The sequence below is a fragment of the Synechococcus sp. W60.1 genome (assembly GCF_047461575.1).
GTDB lineage: Bacteria > Cyanobacteriota > Cyanobacteriia > Thermostichales > Thermostichaceae > Thermostichus.
In genome coordinates, this window is record NZ_JANSHL010000011.1 from 1 (window position 1) to 23,480 (window position 23,480).

13 protein-coding genes, 1 pseudogene and 1 CRISPR repeat array are annotated in these 23,480 nt (G+C 56.6%); of the genes and pseudogenes, 2 read left to right on the plus strand and 12 right to left on the minus strand.

Features of this window, described 5'->3' with window-relative positions:
- Positions 1 to 141 precede the first annotated feature (141 nt).
- A complete protein-coding gene (locus NW805_RS10140) occupies positions 142 to 993 on the plus strand; it encodes a hypothetical protein (protein ID WP_414422409.1) in 852 nt (283 codons plus the stop codon).
- Here the strand turns inward: NW805_RS10140 and NW805_RS10145 are convergent.
- The 4 genes and pseudogenes from NW805_RS10145 to NW805_RS10160 all read right to left on the minus strand — a co-directional run.
- Positions 962 to 1,798: a metal ABC transporter permease gene (locus NW805_RS10145; RefSeq protein ID WP_414343173.1), complete on the minus strand. Its 837-nt coding sequence runs from the start codon at positions 1,796 to 1,798 to the stop codon at positions 962 to 964. The genes NW805_RS10140 and NW805_RS10145 overlap by 32 nt on opposite strands.
- A gap of 10 nt (positions 1,799 to 1,808) precedes the next feature.
- Positions 1,809 to 2,600 carry a metal ABC transporter ATP-binding protein gene (locus NW805_RS10150; protein ID WP_414422410.1) on the minus strand — a complete coding sequence of 264 codons (792 nt, stop codon included), beginning with the start codon at positions 2,598 to 2,600 and terminating at the stop codon, positions 1,809 to 1,811.
- Positions 2,597 to 3,718 (minus strand): metal ABC transporter solute-binding protein, Zn/Mn family, encoded by a 1,122-nt coding sequence (locus NW805_RS10155; RefSeq protein WP_414422411.1) that lies wholly within the window; start codon positions 3,716 to 3,718, stop codon positions 2,597 to 2,599. The genes NW805_RS10150 and NW805_RS10155 overlap by 4 nt, the downstream gene beginning before the upstream one ends.
- Positions 3,719 to 3,731: 13 nt before the next feature.
- A pseudogene (locus NW805_RS10160) lies at positions 3,732 to 4,037 on the minus strand (SufE family protein); the annotation flags it as partial.
- 58 nt (positions 4,038 to 4,095) lie between these two features.
- Here NW805_RS10160 and NW805_RS10165 point away from each other — a divergent pair.
- A protein-coding gene (locus NW805_RS10165) for an IS5-like element ISSoc13 family transposase (RefSeq protein ID WP_414421590.1) occupies positions 4,096 to 4,838 on the plus strand; the annotation gives its coding sequence in 2 pieces (ribosomal slippage) (positions 4,096 to 4,414 and positions 4,414 to 4,838; 744 coding nt in all).
- On the opposite strand, the gene NW805_RS10170 is transcribed toward NW805_RS10165, so the two are convergent.
- The 8 genes from NW805_RS10170 to gcvP all read right to left on the minus strand — a co-directional run bounded on the left by NW805_RS10170 (position 4,758) and on the right by gcvP (position 23,299).
- Positions 4,758 to 4,988, minus strand: a complete 231-nt coding sequence (locus NW805_RS10170; protein ID WP_414422412.1) for a SufE family protein — start codon at positions 4,986 to 4,988, stop codon at positions 4,758 to 4,760. The genes NW805_RS10165 and NW805_RS10170 overlap by 81 nt on opposite strands.
- 97 nt (positions 4,989 to 5,085) lie before the next feature.
- The gene (cfa, locus tag NW805_RS10175; RefSeq protein WP_414422413.1) at positions 5,086 to 6,261 is read right to left on the minus strand and encodes a cyclopropane fatty acyl phospholipid synthase; all 1,176 of its coding nucleotides are present in this window, start codon (positions 6,259 to 6,261) and stop codon (positions 5,086 to 5,088) included.
- 506 nt (positions 6,262 to 6,767) lie between these two features.
- Positions 6,768 to 8,318, minus strand: a complete 1,551-nt coding sequence (locus NW805_RS10180) for a glycosyltransferase family 2 protein (protein ID WP_414422414.1) — start codon at positions 8,316 to 8,318, stop codon at positions 6,768 to 6,770.
- A 248-nt stretch (positions 8,319 to 8,566) separates the two neighbouring features.
- Positions 8,567 to 16,588: a CRISPR direct-repeat array (repeat unit 36 nt; unit sequence GTTTCCAATTTCTAGGGATCCCCCCGAAGGGGGAAC).
- A gap of 278 nt (positions 16,589 to 16,866) precedes the next feature.
- Positions 16,867 to 18,522, minus strand: coding sequence for an ABC1 kinase family protein (locus NW805_RS10185; protein ID WP_414381618.1), 1,656 nt, complete (start codon positions 18,520 to 18,522; stop codon positions 16,867 to 16,869).
- Positions 18,523 to 18,567: 45 nt separating this feature from the next.
- Positions 18,568 to 19,149 (minus strand): peroxiredoxin family protein, encoded by a 582-nt coding sequence (locus NW805_RS10190; RefSeq protein WP_414422415.1) that lies wholly within the window; start codon positions 19,147 to 19,149, stop codon positions 18,568 to 18,570.
- Between the two features lie 38 nt (positions 19,150 to 19,187).
- Positions 19,188 to 19,625: an SRPBCC family protein gene (locus NW805_RS10195; RefSeq protein WP_414343614.1), complete on the minus strand. Its 438-nt coding sequence runs from the start codon at positions 19,623 to 19,625 to the stop codon at positions 19,188 to 19,190.
- Positions 19,626 to 19,627: 2 nt separating this feature from the next.
- Positions 19,628 to 20,191 (minus strand): hypothetical protein, encoded by a 564-nt coding sequence (locus NW805_RS10200; RefSeq protein ID WP_414422416.1) that lies wholly within the window; start codon positions 20,189 to 20,191, stop codon positions 19,628 to 19,630.
- A gap of 141 nt (positions 20,192 to 20,332) precedes the next feature.
- Positions 20,333 to 23,299 (minus strand): aminomethyl-transferring glycine dehydrogenase, encoded by a 2,967-nt coding sequence (gcvP, locus tag NW805_RS10205; protein ID WP_414422417.1) that lies wholly within the window; start codon positions 23,297 to 23,299, stop codon positions 20,333 to 20,335.
- Between the last annotated feature and the right edge of the window lie 181 nt (positions 23,300 to 23,480).

The following is a 23,480-nucleotide window of genomic DNA, read 5'->3' on the forward strand; positions in this document are numbered from 1 at the left end:
CGAGACGACTGCGCAAGGAGCCATCCATGCGTAGCGTGGTAGGAATCTCCGGCCTTCAGGCCGGGGAGGATGTCAAACGAACGACACTTGCTTTCTGAGCCACTAACCTTGTAGAAAGACAAGGGCGAAAGGGCGGCTTTGATGCGGCGGCGCATTCTACAGCTTTGCATCCTCGGCTGGACGATGCTCCTCGTCCTGGCAGTGGGGGGCAGGGGATCCCTGCTGGTTCCCCACTTTTTTGGCATTGAAGCCCTGCAAGCCCAGGCTCAAACTCAAGCCGGAGAACTGCCGCAGCCGATGCGGCTCAAACTCCCCCCCGGCCTGGGTCGCTACGCCTACGACAAGGCGGTGGGAGACTACTTTGAGGAAATCGAGCCGCTTTTGCCAGGTGGAGCCTATGCCCAGTGGGCCTTCTATCCCGTCCCTATCTACATCCAAGGGGATCACCCCCAGTGGAAGGCCTCCGTGGAGCAAGCGGTGAAGGAGTGGTCGGCCTACATCCCGCTCAAGGTGGTGGCCAAAGAGGAGGAGGCTTTCTACGGGATGAGCATTTACCGCGTTCCTCCTATTGGCGGCGGGGTGGCTGGGGCGGCCCGCCCGAAGTTTTTCTTCGCCTCCGATGGCTCTTTGCAGCAGCGGGTGCGCATCGTCATTGCAGAAGGACAGGGGTTGGCCGAAATAACGGCGGTGGCCCGACACGAGATCGGGCATGGGCTGGGGCTGTGGGGCCATAGCCCGAACCTGCGGGATCTGATGTATGGCGGACACCATGCGGCGGCTACCGGCAATCGGCGGGTGTTGCGGGTGCCCAACATTACCAAGCGGGATCTCAACACCCTCAAGCGCGTCTACGAGCAGCCCACCCTCAGCGGGCAGGTCTTTCCAGAGAGCTATCGCCGCCTGTTTGGCCAGCTTCTGCAGGAAAAGCCGCTGCCCGAGAGAGCTCTTGGATTGCCGCTAGCTAGAGCTGCAGGAGTTGCGACACCCCCTTGAGCGCCATAGCTAGGAGAAAAAAGAGCAACTGGGTGGCAACAATGCTGGGGCCGGAGGGCAGGTTGAAGGTTGCCGAGGCGATCATCCCCAGCACCGCGCTCAGTCCCCCAATACCTATGGCCAGCAGCACATAGGTTGTAAAGCGGGATCCCAAAAGCCTTGCCGTCGAGGCTGGGATGACCACAAAAGCGCTCACCAGCAACACCCCCACAGAGCGAATTGAGAGCGCCACCACCACAGCCAGCAACACCACAAAAGCCAGCTTCTGCCAGCCCACCTGAACCCCCCGCGCCCGCGCCAGCGGCTCATCCAGGGTCAGCAACATTTGGGAGGGCAAAGTCAATCCCACATAGGCCGAGCTGATCAGCAAGAGGATCCCGCTCGTCCACAGGGCTGCCGGGCTGATCCCCAAAATCTCCCCAAACAACAACTGGTTGAGGTTGCCCCGATAGCCGGGCAGCAAGCTGAGGGCGATAACGGCCAGCGCCAAAGAGGAAGAGTAGATGATGTTCAGCACCGCATCCGCCGACAGTTGAGTGCGCTCCAAGACAAAGGTGACGCCCAAAGCAAATCCCACCCCAAACACCATCAACACCACGGTGGGATTCAGCCCCAGCAGCACTCCCAAAACAATCCCCAGCAGAGCCGAATGCCCCAGGGCATCGCTAAAAAACGACAGTTGCCGCAGAATAACAAAACTGCCCAGCAGCCCACCTGTCATGCCGGTGAGGATCCCACCCAGCATGGCCCGCTGCATAAAGGGCAACTGCAACAGCTCCACTACCCGCACCCAGCCCTCCAACATCGCCTTCCCCTCAGTGACGGTGGATGTAGCGGACAAAATGGTGCTCCGCACCGCTGTCGCGAACAGGCCCATAAACCCGGCTCAGCACTTCTGGTGCCAAAGCCACCTGGGGGGATCCCTGGCAGATGAGGGATTGGTTGAGGCACAGCACGCGGTCGCAATAGCAAGACACCATTTCCAGATCATGGGAGATCTGCAAAATGGCCCAGCCCAGAGATTGGCGCAGCTCTTCCAGGAGCCGGTAAAACTCCCCCTCGCTGAGCGTATCTAAGCCTGCCGGTGCCTCGTCGAGGATAAGCAGCCGCCGCGGCCAAGCCAAGCAATAGGCCAACAGCACCCGTTTCAGCTCCCCGCCGCTGAGCTGGCCCAGAGCCTTGGAGGACAGGTGGGATGCGCCGGCTCGTTCCAGCGCCTCTTGCACCGCCTGCTGCCGAGCAGAGCGCTGCTGCCAGGGCCAGCGGGGTTGCAACGCCCCCCAACCCAAAGCCACAAACTCCTCCACCACCATGGGGATCCCAGGATTGAACTGAAAACGCTGGGGCACGTAAGCCACCTGCTGCCGCACCGAGGGGGGCAAATAGCCGGACAGGCGCACCGGCTCTCCCAGAATCCAAACCGAGCCGCACTGCCGCGGCAGGATCCCCAAGATGGCCTGCACCAAGGTACTTTTGCCAGCGCCATTGGGGCCGACAATGGCCGTATGGGATCCCGCCCTCAGCTCAAACGACACATTTTGCACCGCCAACTGGGATCCCCGATAGACCGTCAGCCCCTCGACGCGCAGGACAACCTCGCCGGTCACCGCCCCCTCGCCAGTAGTTGTTCCAGTGAACCTTGCCCAAGCCAGGGCAGCTCCAGCGGCACAAAGGCCGTCTCCTTCTCAAAGGCCGAGATCAGATTATCCACGTTCTGCCGCATGATGGTCAGGTAATATTCCGGCTCGATCCCCTCAGGGCCAGCGGTTTCGATGGGATCGAAAACGCGAACTTGGATCCCTAGGTCTCTGGCCAAAACCTCAAAGGGGTTGTTACTCCCCAGCTGCGGTTCCACCAGGATCGTCTTCAGGCCGGATGCCCGCACCGTCTCCATCACCCGCCGCACATCTTCGGGGGAGGGGCTGGCTTCAGGGATCTCCACCAAAAACTCAGCCTTGAGGTTGTAGCGCTCGGCAAAGTAGGGGGCAAAGTTGTGGAAAACTACAAACTTTCTGCCGGCAAAGGGAGCCAAGCGCTGCTCGATCTCCTCATCCAAAGCCTTGAGCTTCTCGATAAAAGCAGCCGCATTGGCCTGGTAGATCTCTGCCCCCGCCGGATCTACAGAGATGAGGCCATCACGAATATTTTCCACCTGCTGAATGGCCCGCCTGGGATCCAGCCAAATGTGGGGGTTAAACTCGCCGTGGCTGTGCCCATGAGAGTGGCCATGGCCATGCCCGTGAGAATGGCCGTGACTGTGTCCATGAGAGTGTCCATGGCCGTGACCGTGGGAGTGCCCATGCTCTGGCTCCTCAGCCCGCAAAGTTGGGATCCCTTCGCTGCTGTCAACGATTTGCAATTGGGGGTTCCCAGCGCTGGCGATCAACCCTTCCAAAAACGTTTCCATACCCAACCCGTTGATCACCAGCACATCCGCCTGAGCCAGCAAACGAACCTCCTCAGGTCGAGCCTGAAAGTCGTGGGGCCCCATCTGAGGGGGAAGGAGTGGCGTGACTTCTGCCCGATCCCCGGCCACAGCACGGGTAAATTGCGTTATCGGCAAAATCGTGGTCACCACCTTTGGGGGGCTGGATCCCTGCTGGGCCCGGGACTCTTCTTGGCGCATCTGCAGGCTTCCCAGGATCCCGACCGAGAGGGCGGCCAGCAGCGAGACCAGCGATCGCACCGGTCGAGCCGAACGGATAGAGTTAGCTTGATCAGTCATGAGCCTGAATACCTCACAAGACAACAGAGACAGCAGAGCTGGAAGCAACTGACTTCCCAAAAGCCAAGGCCCTCTGCCGCAGCATCGAAAACATGCTCACCAGACCGTTGCTCCTGGAAGGGCTAAGGCTGAAATTGAGGCCCATCTCCTGCACAAACTCTGGGGAAACCCCCAAAATCTCTTCCGGCGCTAGGCCACTTAGCCCCTCCACCACAATGGCCACCAAACCCTTGACCAACTGAGCATCGGCATCCCCTTGGATGTAGACCTTGCCCTCCCTAAACTCGGTGGCCAGCCACACCCGCGAAGCGCAACCTCTGACTAGGTCGTGTTGATCTTATGTTAGGATAGAGAGAGTAATTTATAGAGGAAAGAGGATGAAGTTGGTTTTTTTAGATGAAAACAAATGGCAGAAGATATTAGCTTTTTTACAGACAGAAGAGAGAGTTAACATTGGGAAAGAAGCAAACTGCAAACAGTTTATTGAAGCAGTTCTTTGGATAGCCCGTTCCGGTGCTCCTTGGCGCTACCTCCCAGAAGGATATGGCAAATGGTACACCATCTATCAAAGATTTCACCGGTGGAGTCGTGTTGGAGTGTGGGAACGGATGTTCAAGTATTTTATTGACGACCCTGATTTAGAGCATCTCATTATTGATTCAACCACGGTTCGAGCGCACTCCTGTGCTGCCGGAAAAAAGGGGAGCAAGCTTTGGGGAGAAGCCGAGGCGGATACAGCACCAAGATTCATGTGAGTGTAGATGGGTTGGGAAATCCGCTGGAATTGAGAATAACTGGCGGAGAAAAGAGCGATATTACTCAAGGGGAAGAATTGATAGAGGGCTGGCAGAGAAAGGATACCAAAGTAATTGGGGATAAAGGATATGATGCGGATAAGTTGATTAAGAAGATAGGGGAAGCTCAAGCGGTTATTCCACCTAAAAGGAATAGAAAGACGCAGCGGCATTATGACAAGCATCTGTACCAAGAGAGGCATTTAATCGAATGCTTTTTTCATAAGTTAAAGCAGTACCGGCATCTATTTTCTCGTTTTGACAAATTGGCCAGGAACTTCTTGAGTTTTCTCTATCTCGTCAGTGCTCTCTTTTGGCTCAAATGAAAGATCAACACAACCTAGGTTCTCCTCCTTCCTCTCCGCTTCGGGAAAAGGTGGCAGGCGCTTGGCATAGGCTAGGAGAAGCTCATACTTCTGCCGCGAGGTCTTGGCCTTCTGGAAGCGATTGACAATTTGCTGCAGAGCTGCGGGCATCCCTCAGCTTGTCTAGAGTGAGAATGATAATCAAACTCATCATAACACCCCCACTCAGCGAGGGCGCAGGGGCACCTGCAAACTTTTGGGACTGTCGTTACCGAAGCGAGCGATAGCCGCCACTTACTCCCCGTGGTGAGAGGACCAGTTGCCAAAGTTGGCTGGCCCGGGCCTTGAAGCTACCGGCACTCATCAGGAGATAGAGCCGCCACATGCGGCGAAAGCGCTCATCGTAGCGGTCGGCTAATTTTGGCCATGCCTGCTCGAAATTGGCGTGCCAGGCTTTTAAGGTGGCCACGTAATTGATCCCAAAATTGTGCCAGTCTTCCAGCACAAATAAGCCCTCAAAGGCTGCAGTAATCAGATGAGGCGAGGGCAGCATCGAGTTGGGGAAAATGTAGCGCTCAATCCAGGGATCCCGCCCCTGGTAGGCCACGTTGCTGCCGATGGTGTGCAGAAGAAACAAGCCATTGTCGTTCAACAAGCGGCGGGCTACCTGCATAAACGTTCGGTAGTTTCGGTAGCCAACATGTTCAAACATGCCGACAGAAAGGATGCGATCAAACTTTCCCTGGGTCTGGCGATAGTCTTCTAACCGAATCTCGACCGGCAGGCCGCGGCAGCGTTCGCTGGCCAGTTTGGCTTGCTCTTTGGAAACAGTAATCCCCACAACCTGCACCCCGTAGCGTTCGGCCAGGTACTGGGCTGTGCCGCCCCAGCCACAGCCGATGTCGAGCACCCGCATGCCGGGTTGGAGTTCCAGCTTGCGGGCAATGAGGTCAAGCTTAGCTTCTTGGGCTTCATCCAGAGTTTGCGCGCCCCCATCCCAATAGGCACAGCTGTAGATCATGCGGTGATCCAGCATGGCCTCATAGAGATCGTTGCCAATGTCATAGTGGCGCCGGCCAATGACAAATGCCCCCTTGCCCCGCTGGCGGTTGATGAGGCGACTGTCCAGCCCAAGTAGGGGCTGAATTAGCCAACCCACCTGCTGCGGTGCCTGGGCAGTTAGGAGACGACAAACTAACTCATCAATGGCCTCGCAATCCCACCAGCCCTCCATGTAGGCCTCGCCAAAGCCCAGGGATCCATAGAGCAGGCAGCGCAGGTATAGCCGCTCGTCGTGAACTTGAATATCCCAGGGCTGTGAGCCATTGAGGGTTATACCGGTAGCATCCAGAACTCGAAGCGCATACTGACGCGCCAGCCGGTGCAAGCTGTTGAGTCCTTTCCCCATCTCTAGGGATCCCTCACTGCAGGGAAACTGACTCAACAAATACACCCCAAGGTGGCAAGGGATCCAACAAGTTGTTTCCAATTTCTAGGGATCCCCCCGAAGGGGGAACACTTCGACCTACGAAAGTCTAGATTCAAGCGCTTGCTTGAACTGTTTCCAATTCCCTATGGATCTTTTCCAATTCCCTATGGATCTCCCAAAGAAGGAAAGAAATAGCTTCAAAGCCAGACCCTAAGCTCCAGAGCGCCCACAAGCTGTCAATCCTCACCCTAAGCTTGTGACAAACTTAGAAAGTCGACCTCTACCTAGCTCAACTCCGGCTCCGCAGCCCAGAGCTTGGGCAACAGAGCAGACGAGCAAGCGGCTTGCAGGTAGCCCTGGATGGTGGTTGGATAGTCCTAAAAAGCAGCTCGCAGCTTAAGGTCGTGCTGTATTTAGGATAGCTGAGGGTACTCTTGCAGTTTACTGCCCGGCACCTCCAAACTGCCTTGCCAGTCGATAGCAACGCACGACTCCTCAAATACCCCAAGCTCCAACTTAGGTTAATTACCGTCGTCGATAGCTGCGCCGGCGTTGACCCACAGCCAAAAGGTCGCTAACAACGCAGTCGGCAAGAAATCGTAGAGCGGGTAGGTGGCTACAGCACGCCCCACGCCTACATAGGTAACCAAAGTAACGGCGATGCTGTACCCAAGGCAGCAGTAGCAGAAACGCTGGAAGCGACGTAGCTTGTTGTTGGTGCTCGCTGCGCCCGTGGGCTGCCAAGGCATGAGGTTGCCGGTGGCCAAGTCCCAAATGGCAAAAGCGTGAGCCCAGCTATAGACGACGGGCAAACGCAGCGCATACAGGCCCCAAGGGGCTCGGTGCCAGAACGGTGTGACGGCAAAGGTGTAAATAAACGCGGGCAGCACAAAGACCGGGTTGTACCAATGGACGTTCTGCGGAAAGAACCACGCCATCACCAACGGGTGCAGGGGCGTCAGCAGCACTGCTGCGGCCGTGCAGAGGTAGTAGAGCATCCCGCCGAAGTAGTTGAGGCGCACCATCCTCGGTATGGGCGATAGCCAAAAGCGACGCGAGAAGCACAGAGACAGACTGCCACAAGCCCAGCGGTACTGCTGGACAAAGTACGCCGGCATCTGGTCAGGACAGAGGCCCTTGGACAAAATCAGCGGAATGTAGCGAATCCGCCAGCCGTGGCGCAAGAGCTGAAAGCCCGTATTGACGTCTTCCGAGTGGCGTATCTGGTAAAACCCGCCCACGCTCTCCAACGCCTTGCGCCGGTACAGGGCGCTGGTACCGCAGCAGATGGCCCCACCCCAGGTGTCCCGCACCGTCTGCACCACCCGGTAAAAGAGCTCCTGCACATAGGCAGCGCCACGGGCCAAACGGTTGAGGCGGGGGTCACGACTGTCGAAGTACTGTGGCGTCTGCAGAATGGCCAGCCGGGGGTCGGCCCGCAGGTACGGCGCCGTCTGCCGCAGAAAGTCCGGCGCCACCGCAAAGTCCGCATCCAAAACCAAAATATAGTCTCCACCGCCGCCTTCGGCCAGCGCACTGTACGTAAACCCGTATTTGAGGTTGCCCGCCTTGGCCATGCGGCCCCGGTCGGGTCGACTCAAGTAGACAAACCCGTAGCGCTCTGCCAGCTTGCGCACCTCAGGACGTCCCCGGTCGTCCAAACAGTACAAGCGCAAACGGTCTCGCGGCCACTTCAGGCGCGCCGCGTGGGCAAACGTATTCTCCAAAACGGCCAAGTCCTCACCGCAGTTGGGCACGAATACGTCCACCCGCTCGGCTCCGTCGGCGTATCGCCGAAGCAACCGCTCGTGCTCGCTCAACCGAAACGGTCGCGCCACCAGCGTCACGGCGTAGGAGAAGGCCAGCCACCAACCGTAAGTGGCAATGTAGAGCCAGTAAATAGCTAGCCAAGGTGCTTGGGTGGCAAACAGCACGGAAGCGGTCAGCAGCCCTGCTAAGGACAGGAAATTGTACAACGCTAGGGCGGCTTTATGAGTCTTGACGTAGGCGTAGCGCTCCGCGTAGTCGGGGGGTTTAGGCAGATACATATACAGCGAAAAAATGTGCAGCAAAGTTTGCCCGCAGCTTGACCTGGGACAGAACTCGATAAGTGTGCAAATTTGTCGCTGGCTAACCAATAGCGCTGTTTAGTCTGGCCAGACGCTTCAGTATGGTGTCCAGCTCTTGCATCTGCTCATGCAACGTGAGCGCGTCTTCCAAGAGAAAGTGCTCAATCGTCATCAGCAGCTCGCCACCTTTTACGTAGGAGTGACAGGGAACCAGTCAGACCATAGGCAGCCGTTCGCCACGTCGGTAGGGAGTTTCCAATTTCTAGGGATCCCCCCGAAGGGGGAACCTCTGTCTAAATCTGTATTAATCACAGTCACTTCTAGGAATTTCCAATTTCTAGGGATCCCCCCGAAGGGGGAACCCTACAGCACCTATACTACCCCCCTGCCCACCTAAAGTTTCCAATTTCTAGGGATCCCCCCGAAGGGGGAACCTCCCCGAAGTTGGGGTCGCACTGGTTTACACTCCTGAACCGATTTCCAATTTCTAGGGATCCCCCCGAAGGGGGAACAAGTTCTGTAATGCTTAATATGGGGCAAGTTTCATACAAATTTCCAATTTCTAGGGATCCCCCCGAAGGGGGAACTCACGGAGTAGAAACAACACCCAGGTGAAATACCTGGGTGTATTTCCAATTTCTAGGGATCCCCCCGAAGGGGGAACTGGGCATTCTAGGGGCATTAGAGAGAACGTTCTGGTAATATTTCCAATTTCTAGGGATCCCCCCGAAGGGGGAACCCTAACACAATCCAGTGGCCATAACGATGGTCAATCGTCATGAATTTCCAATTTCTAGGGATCCCCCCGAAGGGGGAACAATGATGACATTATTACAGCTGCACTTCGACAAGTGCAGCTTATTTCCAATTTCTAGGGATCCCCCCGAAGGGGGAACGCGAGTGAGACAGGGCTGTGGATTTTCCCGATCCAATTTCCAATTTCTAGGGATCCCCCCGAAGGGGGAACTTTCTCCGTGACTGCATGGTATACGACAGCATAACGGAGATTTCCAATTTCTAGGGATCCCCCCGAAGGGGGAACCGAAGGTACTATCGATAACACGTTCTTTGTGTTTAATGAATTTCCAATTTCTAGGGATCCCCCCGAAGGGGGAACAGCTCAACTTTGGCGGTAGATGGACCACCAACTAGTTGTCAAGTGATTTCCAATTTCTAGGGATCCCCCCGAAGGGGGAACTTAGACATGGCGAAAGCCATGTTCGAAGCCAAGTTCGGCGATTATTTCCAATTTCTAGGGATCCCCCCGAAGGGGGAACAACCGCTATCGGTATCAGCTCTAGCGAGAACGGCTGTGGCCGTTTCCAATTTCTAGGGATCCCCCCGAAGGGGGAACAGTGGACCAACAGCCCGCCCTGGCAGACGACCCAGCAGCAAGGTTTCCAATTTCTAGGGATCCCCCCGAAGGGGGAACCCCAAGTACAAGCTGGAAAGAATCTCAAAAGTGCTCAAGCCTTGCTGTTTCCAATTTCTAGGGATCCCCCCGAAGGGGGAACTGCGACGCTTGTACTCTTCCAGTTGCACCATGATCTCTTGGTGGTTTCCAATTTCTAGGGATCCCCCCGAAGGGGGAACCTGGAGGTTTATATGAACGACACTTACGCTTATCCTTGTGTTTCCAATTTCTAGGGATCCCCCCGAAGGGGGAACAAACACTGTAGCAGTGCTTGCAAGTTGGGGTTTGGATCCCCGGTTTCCAATTTCTAGGGATCCCCCCGAAGGGGGAACCATGAGTCTTGCTTCGCCCCTGTTGTCGAGATAGGCCCCAAGGTTTCCAATTTCTAGGGATCCCCCCGAAGGGGGAACTTATCTGTGCTTGGTGTAGTGACTACAGTATTTGTATTGTTTCCAATTTCTAGGGATCCCCCCGAAGGGGGAACTGTCTACAGTCCGTTCCTGCGTAGAAAAGCAGAGTTTACGGAGAGTTTCCAATTTCTAGGGATCCCCCCGAAGGGGGAACTTGTACGCCCGAGAGGGGTGCAAAGAGTAGGGTTGTTTCCAATTTCTAGGGATCCCCCCGAAGGGGGAACAAGGCCCGCAAGGCGGAGTGCCAACCGAGTGAAATAGTTCCGGGTTTCCAATTTCTAGGGATCCCCCCGAAGGGGGAACAAGGGAGGAAATACGATGAACATCTTTAAATTCTTGTTTCCAATTTCTAGGGATCCCCCCGAAGGGGGAACAGGGAGGAGAATATGCAACCACTGGTTACTATCATCATGTTTCCAATTTCTAGGGATCCCCCCGAAGGGGGAACTATTTGATACCTAAGGTTTGATACCTAGGGCGCGGAGAAGTTTCCAATTTCTAGGGATCCCCCCGAAGGGGGAACCTTTTATATATTACAGAAGCGGACACCGCTTCGTTAAGCGGGTGTTTCCAATTTCTAGGGATCCCCCCGAAGGGGGAACTTAGGAGGTTGGGATGTTTACGCATCGTCAGCAAAAACGTTTCCAATTTCTAGGGATCCCCCCGAAGGGGGAACACTGGTTACTATCATCATGAAAAGTAACTACAAAACTAGTTTCCAATTTCTAGGGATCCCCCCGAAGGGGGAACGAAAGCCAAAGCGCAGGCTGAAGTCCTGCGTAAGCAGTTTCCAATTTCTAGGGATCCCCCCGAAGGGGGAACTCCCACCTGAGTGGAGAGATCAAGTCCGTCTGGCAAACGGGTTTCCAATTTCTAGGGATCCCCCCGAAGGGGGAACTGTTGTTTATTTCCCTTGAAGGGAGGAGAATATGCAACGTTTCCAATTTCTAGGGATCCCCCCGAAGGGGGAACGCCATGGTTGTAGCACTGAACTTTTGTCCTGAAACCTGGAATGTATGTTTCCAATTTCTAGGGATCCCCCCGAAGGGGGAACAGTATGTAATCTGTTACAACTAATAATACAACTAATCTAGTTTCCAATTTCTAGGGATCCCCCCGAAGGGGGAACAGTAGTAGTTCTTGCCATTGAGGTTCTTAACGACCAGTTTCCAATTTCTAGGGATCCCCCCGAAGGGGGAACAACGCGAACCTGGTTTGATGAAGACCGGGATCGGTTTAACATAAGTTTCCAATTTCTAGGGATCCCCCCGAAGGGGGAACTGCGAATATATCCGCGATATCGCGGCCATCCTAGGGAAGTTTCCAATTTCTAGGGATCCCCCCGAAGGGGGAACGAAATCTTATATATCCTAGGCATACGCAAATAACCTCCCCCGTTTCCAATTTCTAGGGATCCCCCCGAAGGGGGAACGGCCTCTGCCCATTCGGGCATTAGGTCCTCCGATTCGAGTTTCCAATTTCTAGGGATCCCCCCGAAGGGGGAACATATTTTAGAAGGCAGGTTCAGTCTTTCACCTGTCTTTAGGAGGTTTCCAATTTCTAGGGATCCCCCCGAAGGGGGAACTTGACTGCCACGCCAGCGCCGTGCCGCAGGCCATAGGACGTGGTTTCCAATTTCTAGGGATCCCCCCGAAGGGGGAACCGGGATGGAGGCATGGAGGCTCCTACGCGGAGCACCTAAGTCGCGTTTCCAATTTCTAGGGATCCCCCCGAAGGGGGAACGTTCCAGCCGGTCTCTAAAACCAGCCAATGACCGCGGTAAGTTTCCAATTTCTAGGGATCCCCCCGAAGGGGGAACCTGAAGGGCAAATGGGCGCCCAAGCTCAAAGGATTCACGTTTCCAATTTCTAGGGATCCCCCCGAAGGGGGAACGAGGAAAGTAGGCACAAACTGTATTACCATCAACGGAGAGTTTCCAATTTCTAGGGATCCCCCCGAAGGGGGAACATCTTGTTGCTTCTGCAAGGTGCTGATTTTTGGGTAGTTTCGTTTCCAATTTCTAGGGATCCCCCCGAAGGGGGAACCTTAAGTGCGTCGCCACTTACCCCAAAGAGGGGCAGTTTCCAATTTCTAGGGATCCCCCCGAAGGGGGAACGTTTATTTCCCACAAAGGGAGGTTTTATGCTCTCGAGAGAAGGTTTCCAATTTCTAGGGATCCCCCCGAAGGGGGAACACTCAATCAATTCCCAGTTCTACTTCACTTTGAACAGTTTCCAATTTCTAGGGATCCCCCCGAAGGGGGAACAAGGAGGTAGCATCCCAACCTAGACCGCCGCAGGGAACCGTTTCCAATTTCTAGGGATCCCCCCGAAGGGGGAACATCTACATGATCAACACTAGCTATATCAAAACACTACGTGAGGTTTCCAATTTCTAGGGATCCCCCCGAAGGGGGAACCTTCGAAAGGAATTTACTTTCGAAGCTTCGCTCAGGATGTTTCCAATTTCTAGGGATCCCCCCGAAGGGGGAACTCGTTTAACCCGAAGAGTCGCTCCCATCCCGTTTCCCGTTTCCAATTTCTAGGGATCCCCCCGAAGGGGGAACCCAAATCGGTAGCAACGTCAAACCGACCTCCGGGATGGAGGCAGTTTCCAATTTCTAGGGATCCCCCCGAAGGGGGAACATCCCTGAAGAAGGGAGGAGTCTATATGGATATTCGTTTCCAATTTCTAGGGATCCCCCCGAAGGGGGAACCTGGGTAGGTTCCTCAACTGACTCCGGACACTACAAACTAGTTTCCAATTTCTAGGGATCCCCCCGAAGGGGGAACACCTAGCAGGTGCCGCCATCAATGGTGCGAAGATCCAGTTTCCAATTTCTAGGGATCCCCCCGAAGGGGGAACGTCTGCTTATCTCGGCGAGGCATACAATACGTGTGCCAACGTTTCCAATTTCTAGGGATCCCCCCGAAGGGGGAACCACACCAAATTCCTCATTGTCGAGGAGAGCACCGGTAGCGAGGTTTCCAATTTCTAGGGATCCCCCCGAAGGGGGAACTTGAGGGAGGTTAGATTACCTCAGCGTGTTTAACCCAGTTTCCAATTTCTAGGGATCCCCCCGAAGGGGGAACCCTGGGTATGGTGAGCTGGATTGAAGCCTGTCGCTTCAGTTTCCAATTTCTAGGGATCCCCCCGAAGGGGGAACTCCAAGGCTTTGCGTCCGAGGCCCTCAGGCTGGGTCGCGTTTCCAATTTCTAGGGATCCCCCCGAAGGGGGAACTTACTCGATGTGGCCAGCAGGGTGGGTGCTTTTCCAAAAAGGTTTCCAATTTCTAGGGATCCCCCCGAAGGGGGAACGACAGGATTCATAACCACCTCTCCCTTCACTGGGGATAAGTTTCCAATTTCTAGGGATCCCCCCGAAGGGGGAACAAGTAGTTTAACCTCCCCCTCAAGCACCCAGGTTCATACCTGTTTCCAATTTCTAGGGATCCCCCCGAAGGGGGAACGGCCTCTGGCTGGTGGAGGACCGGTACGACTGGCACGGTTTCCAATTTCTAGGGATCCCCCCGAAGGGGGAACATTGGATTATCCTAGAACAGGGGTGGAACCGGATAGTTTCCAATTTCTAGGGATCCCCCCGAAGGGGGAACTCAAAGGGTACCTGGCAGAAGTCTTCGGCCTGCTACACGTTTCCAATTTCTAGGGATCCCCCCGAAGGGGGAACATAGACTCCTCCCTTTGATTGGGATAAAGAACACCCGTTTCCAATTTCTAGGGATCCCCCCGAAGGGGGAACCGAGCAGCGCTCTGCTCGTATAATCTGCTCCTTAGTAGTTTCCAATTTCTAGGGATCCCCCCGAAGGGGGAACATGTTCCAGGGTTTAAGGCGAAGGTGCAGTCCTACCAGCAGTTTCCAATTTCTAGGGATCCCCCCGAAGGGGGAACTTCAGGGGTGTAAGTAGGTACGACCCCAACTTTGGGGAGTTTCCAATTTCTAGGGATCCCCCCGAAGGGGGAACACAACGACATCGAAGCGTATTTCGATGTTGTCCTGCTCGTTTCCAATTTCTAGGGATCCCCCCGAAGGGGGAACTTGAAGTTTATAAAGGACTGCACAACTTGTGACATAGCGTTTCCAATTTCTAGGGATCCCCCCGAAGGGGGAACTGGGGGAGGTTTAGACGTTAATGCCCATCTCTTTTTGTTTCCAATTTCTAGGGATCCCCCCGAAGGGGGAACTTTTGATCGAGGAAGGTTTTCTACGATTGGGGAGTCAAGTTTCCAATTTCTAGGGATCCCCCCGAAGGGGGAACAGGAGATAATCCTGGGTGCTTTGGGTGGGGGAGGTTTAGAGTTTCCAATTTCTAGGGATCCCCCCGAAGGGGGAACTACACTTCGTACCGGCGCTCGGCGTAGTTGCCCCGGATTTCCCACCGTTTCCAATTTCTAGGGATCCCCCCGAAGGGGGAACACCTGTTCTTTGGTGTACTTGGCGTCTAAGTCACTGAGTTTCCAATTTCTAGGGATCCCCCCGAAGGGGGAACTGAAGCTTTTCTACTTTAGGGGATCCTGGATCGTTTTGTTTCCAATTTCTAGGGATCCCCCCGAAGGGGGAACAGTAATAGCCTGAAGGAAACGTATGAAATCTTGAAGTTTCCAATTTCTAGGGATCCCCCCGAAGGGGGAACAGTGGGGTATGGCACATGCCACCCCCATTACTTCGTCCTAGGGTTTCCAATTTCTAGGGATCCCCCCGAAGGGGGAACTGTATACTGAGCCTATCAATGAGGAGGTAGGGAGGTTGGTTTCCAATTTCTAGGGATCCCCCCGAAGGGGGAACATCTTAATGGAATCCGTCCTCCTTCTTGCAGAAGGAAGTTTCCAATTTCTAGGGATCCCCCCGAAGGGGGAACCTTCTGCGAAAAGGGCGAGGACGGAGGGTGGTATGTATCGTTTCCAATTTCTAGGGATCCCCCCGAAGGGGGAACGTGTTAGGGAGGAAGGTTTAGTTTCGGATACCTAAGTCGTTTCCAATTTCTAGGGATCCCCCCGAAGGGGGAACTTTGATGATTTGGAACTCGCATTCAAAGATGCATGTGGTTTCCAATTTCTAGGGATCCCCCCGAAGGGGGAACGACCGTGCAGCGAAAACCAGGATTCGGGAGGCGAAAGTTTCCAATTTCTAGGGATCCCCCCGAAGGGGGAACCGTATATGTAGGTCCAGATGTTAGGTACTCCGTCCTTGTTTCCAATTTCTAGGGATCCCCCCGAAGGGGGAACCGGTTACTGGATCGTGTTAGAAACCGGCTGGAACCGGGTGTTTCCAATTTCTAGGGATCCCCCCGAAGGGGGAACTTGGACGTAAAGTCCAAGTCTAACCTAGTTGAAGTCGTTTCCAATTTCTAGGGATCCCCCCGAAGGGGGAACGACCGTCAATCTCAGCCTCGACAGTATGTTTTTGGGATGCAGTTTCCAATTTCTAGGGATCCCCCCGAAGGGGGAACGGACCAAGCCCAAGCCAAAGGTGCGCAAGAACTCCCGGAGTTTCCAATTTCTAGGGATCCCCCCGAAGGGGGAACCGTTTAGCTTAAGTGTTTTCCACTGTTTCTGAATTATGTTTCCAATTTCTAGGGATCCCCCCGAAGGGGGAACCAAGGAGGTTAATTATGGCAGTTGTGAAACTGAACTTGGTTTCCAATTTCTAGGGATCCCCCCGAAGGGGGAACCGCATAAGGGAGGAGTTTACAATGCAAATCACACTCTTTGGGTTTCCAATTTCTAGGGATCCCCCCGAAGGGGGAACTCAGAACTGAGTTGAATTGCTATAAAGGGCATATCAGGTTTCCAATTTCTAGGGATCCCCCCGAAGGGGGAACGATAGACTTTCTATAATTTCCGAGGCCTTTTAAAGACGTTTCCAATTTCTAGGGATCCCCCCGAAGGGGGAACCCTCCGACATGACGGAAGAAGAGTTGTGGGAGCTTTTGAATAAATGTTTCCAATTTCTAGGGATCCCCCCGAAGGGGGAACAATCCTGGGTGTTCTTTCTATCCCGTAAAGGGAGAGGTGGGTTTCCAATTTCTAGGGATCCCCCCGAAGGGGGAACTCCCATAAGGGTAGCGACATCCCTAATGTACGAGCAGCGCTCTGGTTTCCAATTTCTAGGGATCCCCCCGAAGGGGGAACACGGAGGAACGCAGAATCTGCTCTTTGGTGTATTTCATTGTCGTTTCCAATTTCTAGGGATCCCCCCGAAGGGGGAACAAGGGCCGCCGACGTAGGTCCGCTACTGCCAACAGCACGTTTCCAATTTCTAGGGATCCCCCCGAAGGGGGAACACTGTCGGATCCCATAGGTGTGGGAGTTTTTGCTGTTGTTTCCAATTTCTAGGGATCCCCCCGAAGGGGGAACATTGGCGTCCACCAACATTACGAACCACCAACTTCGGCTGTTTCCAATTTCTAGGGATCCCCCCGAAGGGGGAACTCCACCCCTATTAAACCCAAGCAGGGCAAGGAATGCAAGGCCCATTTGCGAGGGATCCGGAAAAAAGTCGGCAAAAAGAGTTTTGGCGAGGGGGTTTTGTAGCCGGAAAGCCTTGTGGCGCAAGGCGTCGAGGGATCGAACGAAAGAATCGGCCTTTGCGGCTTTTGGCGGATCGCTCGCGGAGGCGTTGATACCGTTTTGGTGTTCTTTTGGAAACATCGAGATCCAGACAAGGGCAGTAGGGCCCTGAGTCCACTGATGAGCCAACCTCAGCCAATCTAGCCGCGCAGGCGACCGGAGCGCAGGATGCTGATGACGAGCCACAGCCCCAACAGGCTGGCCGCGCCGAAGAGGAGTTCGCTCAGCCCAAAGACCTGGAAGCGCTGCGTCTGAGCCGAGATGATGGCGGCCCCGACGATCAGAGAGCCGACCACAATGCTGTAGGAGAGGCGGTTGGCCGACTGATCCAGGCTGCTGCGGATCCCGTCCAGCTCTTGGATGGTCAAGTTCCAGCGCTGGGTTTCCGAGGTGATGCGGCTGAGCAGCAGCTCCATCTGGCGCGGCGATTGCAGAGAGAGATTTTTCAAATCCAAAGCCGTGCGCAGCAGCGAAGGCAGAGGGGCTTCCCCCAGCAATTGCGCCCGAAACACATCCGCCATCAGGGGGCGAAGCTGCTCCGGCAGGTTGTAGCCGGGGGTGAGCTGGCGGGCGATCCCTTCCAAATTGGCCAGCGCCTTGGCACAGAGGCCCAAATTGCCGGGAATGCGGATCTGGTTGCGCCGGGCCGCCTGCAGGATCTCAGAAAAGAGCTGGCTGAAGTTGAGCTCCGCAATGCTCAGGGTGTAGTACTGCCGCAGCAGACGCTCGTAGTCGCTTTGGAGCTGGGCCAAGCTAACCGGCTGCTCCCGCAAGCGGGCCGTGGATCTTTCCGGCAGGGCCAACTCTAGGGTCAATTCGGCACAGCGCTGGGCATCGAGGCTGACAATGGCCAGCATCAGCTCCAGCAGAATCTGCTGCGTGCGCGGATCCAGCCGCCCAATCATGCCGCAATCCAGCAGGGCCACGCGACCGGATCCCAGATAAAACAGATTGCCCGGATGGGGATCGGCGTGGAAATAGCCGTCGATGCAGATCTGCTGAAAAAAGGCGCGGGTCAAGAGGCGAGCGATGTTTTCCGGGTCCGCGTCGCTGCGATCCGCCTCCAACAGGGGCCGGCCCTCGATCCACTCCAGCGTCAACACCTTTGGCGTAGTGAGAGGCCAATGGATGCGCGGCACCACCAGTTGGGCCGGATCAAACCAACGCCCCCTTTGCAACTGTTGGCGGAGCTGCTCGGTGTGGCGGGCCTCTTGGGTAAAGTCCAGCTCTGCTTGAATGGCCCGGCAGAACTCATCCGCCAAGGCCACCACATCTGCCAACCTGCCGAACTCCGTTTGCGCCACCAGCTCGGCAATGCCCCGGATTAGCCGCGTATCCCGCTCCACCACCGCCTCCAGCCCGGGCCGCTGGATCTTGAGGGCCACCCACTCGCCGCTGACCAGACAAGCCCGATGGACCTGGGCAATGGATCCCGCCGCAACCGACTCTGTGTCCAGGCTGCTGAACACCTGCTCCAACGGCTGCCGCAACTGCTGCCGCAGCAGGATTTCCACCGCATTCCAGGGAACAGGAGGTACGTCGGCCTGCAGAGTGCTGAGGGCCTCGATGTACTCTCGCGGCAACAGGTCCGGACGGGTGCTCAGCAGTTGGCCTAGCTTGACATAGACCGGCCCCAGATCCACCAAAATGTTGCGCAGCACCATTGGGGGGGGCAGTTGGGGTTCCCCAGCCTTGCCAAAAGAGAGCAAGCGGCGCATGTAGTCCCAACCGTGGCGCAAAACCACCTCCAGGATCTCGGCCTGACGCGCCCCACTCTGGGCCAGACGGGCAAACATCGCAGTCTCTCTCCCTGGAAGTCCAATGGCAGAGAAGCCCGATCCCTAGAAAAAGGGGATAGGGGCCACCCTACGGGTTCCATCCCAGCCGGTTTGCAGCCCCTCCCGCAACACCCGCAGCACCTCATCGGTATCGGCATTGGGCTGGGCAAAGGAGAAAACATGCTTGAAGCGCAGTTTGCCCTCCCGATCCACAACGAACTGGGCCGGCAGGGGTGCTCCCAAAGCTTGGCCAACCCCATAGAGGCGGAAGGTTTTGCACTCGGGATCCACCAGCAGCGGGTAAGGCAGCTGCAGGTCTGCTTGAATCTGCTGGCTTTGAACCGGATCAGTGCTGGTGACCATCAGCAGCTCGGCCCCCAAGGCTTGGATCTCGCCGTAGCGGGCTTTCAGCTCTTGGATGTGGGGGTAGCAAAAAGGGCAAAAAAGCTTTTCGGTGAAGATACGAGTAAAAGCCAGAACCACCGGCTTTTGGCTGCGGTAGTCCGATAGCCGCACGGGATCCCCTTGCACGCGCGGCAGCTCAAAATCGGGGGCAATCTGGCCGATTTCCAGAGAAGTGTTGGCTGGTTGGGGGATGAAGTTGTCGGCAAAGCGACGGTTAAACAGTCCGCTGTTGCTGGTCATTGCAGTTTTTTTACGTTTCTTTACTACTTGCCACCAGCCTAACCCAAAGCCTCGGCCACCGCCTTCAGCCGTCGGAGCTGGGCCCGCATATCCTGCTGGGTCGGCCCTGCTGCCAACAGGTAAAACCCTGCCGCCACCCAGGGACTGGGGATGCGGAAGTTGAAGCAATTGACCAGAAGGGTACCCCCCGGCTGGGGATGGCATTCCCAGCGGTCGGTTCCTTCAAAAAATCCCTTAAACTGCCACTGCACCAAGCCTTCTGCCCGCTCTGTAATCACGCAATCCAAGCTGGGGGATACAAACGGCAAGCGAAGGAAAAAGCGGTAGCGGCTGCCCAATTCCGCCAGAGGGGATCCCACCGCCTCGCAGCCCAACAGCGGGTTGAGCCAGCGCTTCATCAACTCCAGGTCGGTAAGGCAGCGATCCACCTGGGCCACGCTGGCCGCAATCGGAATTGACTGGGTGTAGACAGGCATCCTCAGGGGGAAGTTGGGGGAGCGAGCTTGGCTGAAGAGAGGTCTTCTGCCGTGGCAGAGGGGGATACGGTGCTCAGCAAAATCAAGATATCGCGGTATTCCACCTGATCCGGCCCCCGACGGGGGGATCCCACTTGCACCACCGCCTGTTGGAGAGGCTTTTTGGGGTGGGGGGGAGACTCGAACACCAAGGTGCGGATCCCATTGGCCTGCTCGATGTCCGAGAGGATGTCCCAGCCGCGGCCCCACAGGGTGCGGCGGTAGTAGGCGGCAATCGCCTCCAGAGGCTGAGAGGTCTGCAAGATCAGGGAAGCAAGGCCCCCCTCTCGATCCCGAATCTGCCCTGAAGAGACGATGACAGCGTTGGGCAACTGCAAGTGACGGGGAAACTGGGGGGGAAGAGCGCGGGTATCCCCCAGGGAAGCTTCAAAATGCGTGCCATCTTTGCCGATGTGACGCCGCACGGGATCCTGATCCACTTCTTGAGCAACCGGATCAGGCATCTTGCGGCAGGCCACGAGGGATCCCGCCAACAGCCCCAGGGTTAGCCGAGTAAGAATAGGCAAAGAACTTGGCCCCACTGACGTGAACCGCTCAAGACGGGGATTTTTTCTCATCCGTTGGCCAGGGATCCCTGACTGGTTATAGCGGATCCCGCCTTTGGATACAACCAATCTCCCTTTCTGGGCCAAGTTCCAGAGCAGCCATCATTCGTCGAGCCAGGGCTGACAACTGCACACCAGGTGGCGATCCCCGTAGGCGTTGTCGATGCGGCTGACGCTGGGCCAGAACTTGTGGGCCTTGACCCAAGGGAGCGGGTAGGCGGCCAGCGAGCGAGGATAGGGGCGATCCCAGTGGTCGGCAGCCACCACCTCGGCGGTGTGGGGGGCCAGCTTGAGGGGATTGCGCACCGGATCCATCTCGCCTCGCTCAATGGCGGCAATCTCCTGGCGGATGGCAATCATCGCCTCGCAGAAGCGATCCAGCTCCTCCAGAGATTCGCTCTCGGTGGGCTCCACCATCATTGTCCCCGGCACCGGCCAGGAGATGGTGGGGGCGTGGAAGCCATAGTCCATCAGGCGCTTGGCCACATCTTCCACCTCGATGGCAGCGCTTTTTTTCAGGGGGCGCAAATCCAAAATACACTCGTGGGCCACCCACCCCCCCGGCCCCTTGTAGAGCACTGGGTAGTAGGGATCCAACCGCTTGGCGATGTAGTTGGCGTTGAGGATGGCCACTTGGCTGGCCAGGGTGAGGCCGGCGGATCCCATAAGGCGAATGTAGGCCCAGGAGATGGGCAAAATGCTGGCACTGCCCCACGGGGCAGCGCTGACGGGGCCGTTACAGCCGGGCAAAACAGGATGGCCAGGCAAATAGGGCACAAGGTGGCGGGCCACGGCAATGGGCCCTACCCCCGGCCCACCTCCCCCATGGGGAATGCAGAAGGTCTTGTGCAGGTTGAGGTGGCAGACATCGGCCCCCAGCTCGGCAGGACGGCAGAGGCCCACCTGAGCGTTGAGGTTGGCCCCATCCATGTACACCTGTCCCCCCGCCTCGTGGATTATCTGGCAAATCTCGCGGATCCCTTCCTCAAACACACCGTGGGTAGAAGGGTAGGTGATCATCAAGGCGGCCAGCCGCTCCCCGTGCTGCTCCACCTTGGCCCGCAGATCCTCAATGTCGATATTGCCGGCTTCATCACAAGCTACGCTCACCACCTGCATCCCCGCCATCACGGCGCTGGCCGGGTTGGTTCCGTGGGCCGAGGTGGGGATCAAGCACACCTGCCGCCGGCTTTCCCCTCTGGCTTGGTGGTAGCGGCGGATAGCCAACAGGCCGGCATATTCCCCCTGAGATCCGGCATTGGGCTGCAGAGAAACTCCGGCAAAGCCGGTGATCTCCGCCAGCATCTTTTCCAACTGGGCAAAGAGGGCTTGGTAGCCGCGGGCCTGCTCCAGGGGCACAAAAGGATGGAGCTGGGCAAACTCCGGCCAGGTGACCGGCATCATCTCCACCGTGGCGTTCAGCTTCATGGTGCAAGAGCCCAAGGGGATCATGGAATGGGTGAGAGCCAGATCCCGGCTTTGCAGGCGGTGGATATAGCGCAGCAGCTCAGTTTCCGAGTGGTAACGGTTAAAGACCGGATGGGTGAGGTAGGGGGTGGTGCGCAGGAGCTGGGGCGGCAGGCTCTGGCCCAAGTCCAGCTCTGGGCTGTCGGGATCCCAAGCTGGCGGTAAGGACTCCGTTCCGCTGCGGGGAAGGGTTCCGGCGAAGATCTCCCACAGATCCCGCAGATCCTGAGCGGTGGTAGCCTCATCCAAGCTGATCCCCAGCGTCTGGTCATCGATCTGGCGTAGGTTGATCTGTCGCTGGGCAGCGCCGGCCTGGATCGCCTGCACCTGCTCTGGAGAAGCTACCTTGACCCAGAAGGTATCGAAGAAATGCTCTGGCCCCACCTCATAGCCCAACTGACGGATCCCGGTGGCCAAGTGATGGGCCTGGCGGTGGATCCGCTCGGCTATGTGTCGCAAGCCACGGGGGCCGTGGTAGACGGCATACATAGAGGCCATCACCGCCAAAAGCACCTGAGCAGTGCAGATGTTGCTGGTGGCCTTGTCGCGCCGGATGTGCTGTTCGCGGGTCTGTAACGCCAAGCGCAGGGCCGGCTTGCCTTGAGCATCTTGAGAAATCCCCACCAGCCGTCCTGGCAGCAGCCGCTTGTGGGCCTCGCGGGTGGCGAAGTAAGCCGCATGGGGGCCACCATAGCCCAAGGGCACCCCGAAGCGCTGGGTGGATCCCACCACGATGTCCGCTCCCCACTCTCCTGGGGGTTGCAATAGGGTTAAGCTGAGCAGGTCGGCAGCCACCGTCACCACCATCCCCTTTTGGTGCGCCTGCTCCACCAACTGCCGGTAATCCCGGATTTCCCCATAGGTGCTGGGATATTGCAACAGCAGCCCAAAGCCCTTCTCCGGGCAAAACTCCGCCAGATCCGTCACGCGCACCTGGATCCCCAAGGGCTCTGCCCGCGTCTGCACCACTGCAATCGTCTGGGGATGACAGCCCCGATCCACCCAGAAAACTGGGGATCCCCTGCCTGCCAAGGTGTAGGCAAGAGCCATGGCTTCGGCGGCTGCGGTGGCCTCGTCCAGCAGGGAAGCATTGGCGATCTCCATCCCCGTCAGGTCGATCACCATCGTCTGGAAGTTGAGCAGGGCTTCCAACCGTCCCTGGGCAATCTCAGCTTGGTAGGGGGTGTAGGGGGTGTACCAGGCAGGGTTTTCCAGGATGTTGCGCTGAATCACCGGTGGCGTCAGGGTGTTGGAATAGCCCATGCCCAAAAAGGATCGCCACACCTGGTTCTGGGCAGCCATTGCCTTCAGTTCCGCCAACACCTGCAGCTCAGGGCAAGGGGATCCCAATTGCAAAGGCTGGCTGCTGCGAATGGCCGGCGGCACCGCCTTCTCCACCAGCTCCTGCAGCGAACTCAGCTCCAACACTTGCAACATCTGCCCAATTTGCCGGGCATCCGGCCCAATGTGCCGTCTGAGAAAGAGTTCGGTCTGCCCCAGCAACTCCAGCTCCGGAGAAGGCGTGGGTTGTGGGATCCCTGGAGATGGATCCCGGCTGGGGGGGTCAAGTCGAGTCGAGTGGAGAAGGGCCAAGTCGGACATGGTGCGATAGCCGAGAAAGGGAGAGCAAGAAAGACTGTCTCCTGATCATAGTTGTTAAAAATTGTTTCTGTCGGGATCCAAATCCTGTCTTGGCCCTCGATTCGGGGTGGAGGGGATGAGACACTAGATGGTCGGAGAATGTTAGCAACCTATACAGATGAGCCTTTTGGATTCTGCTTGG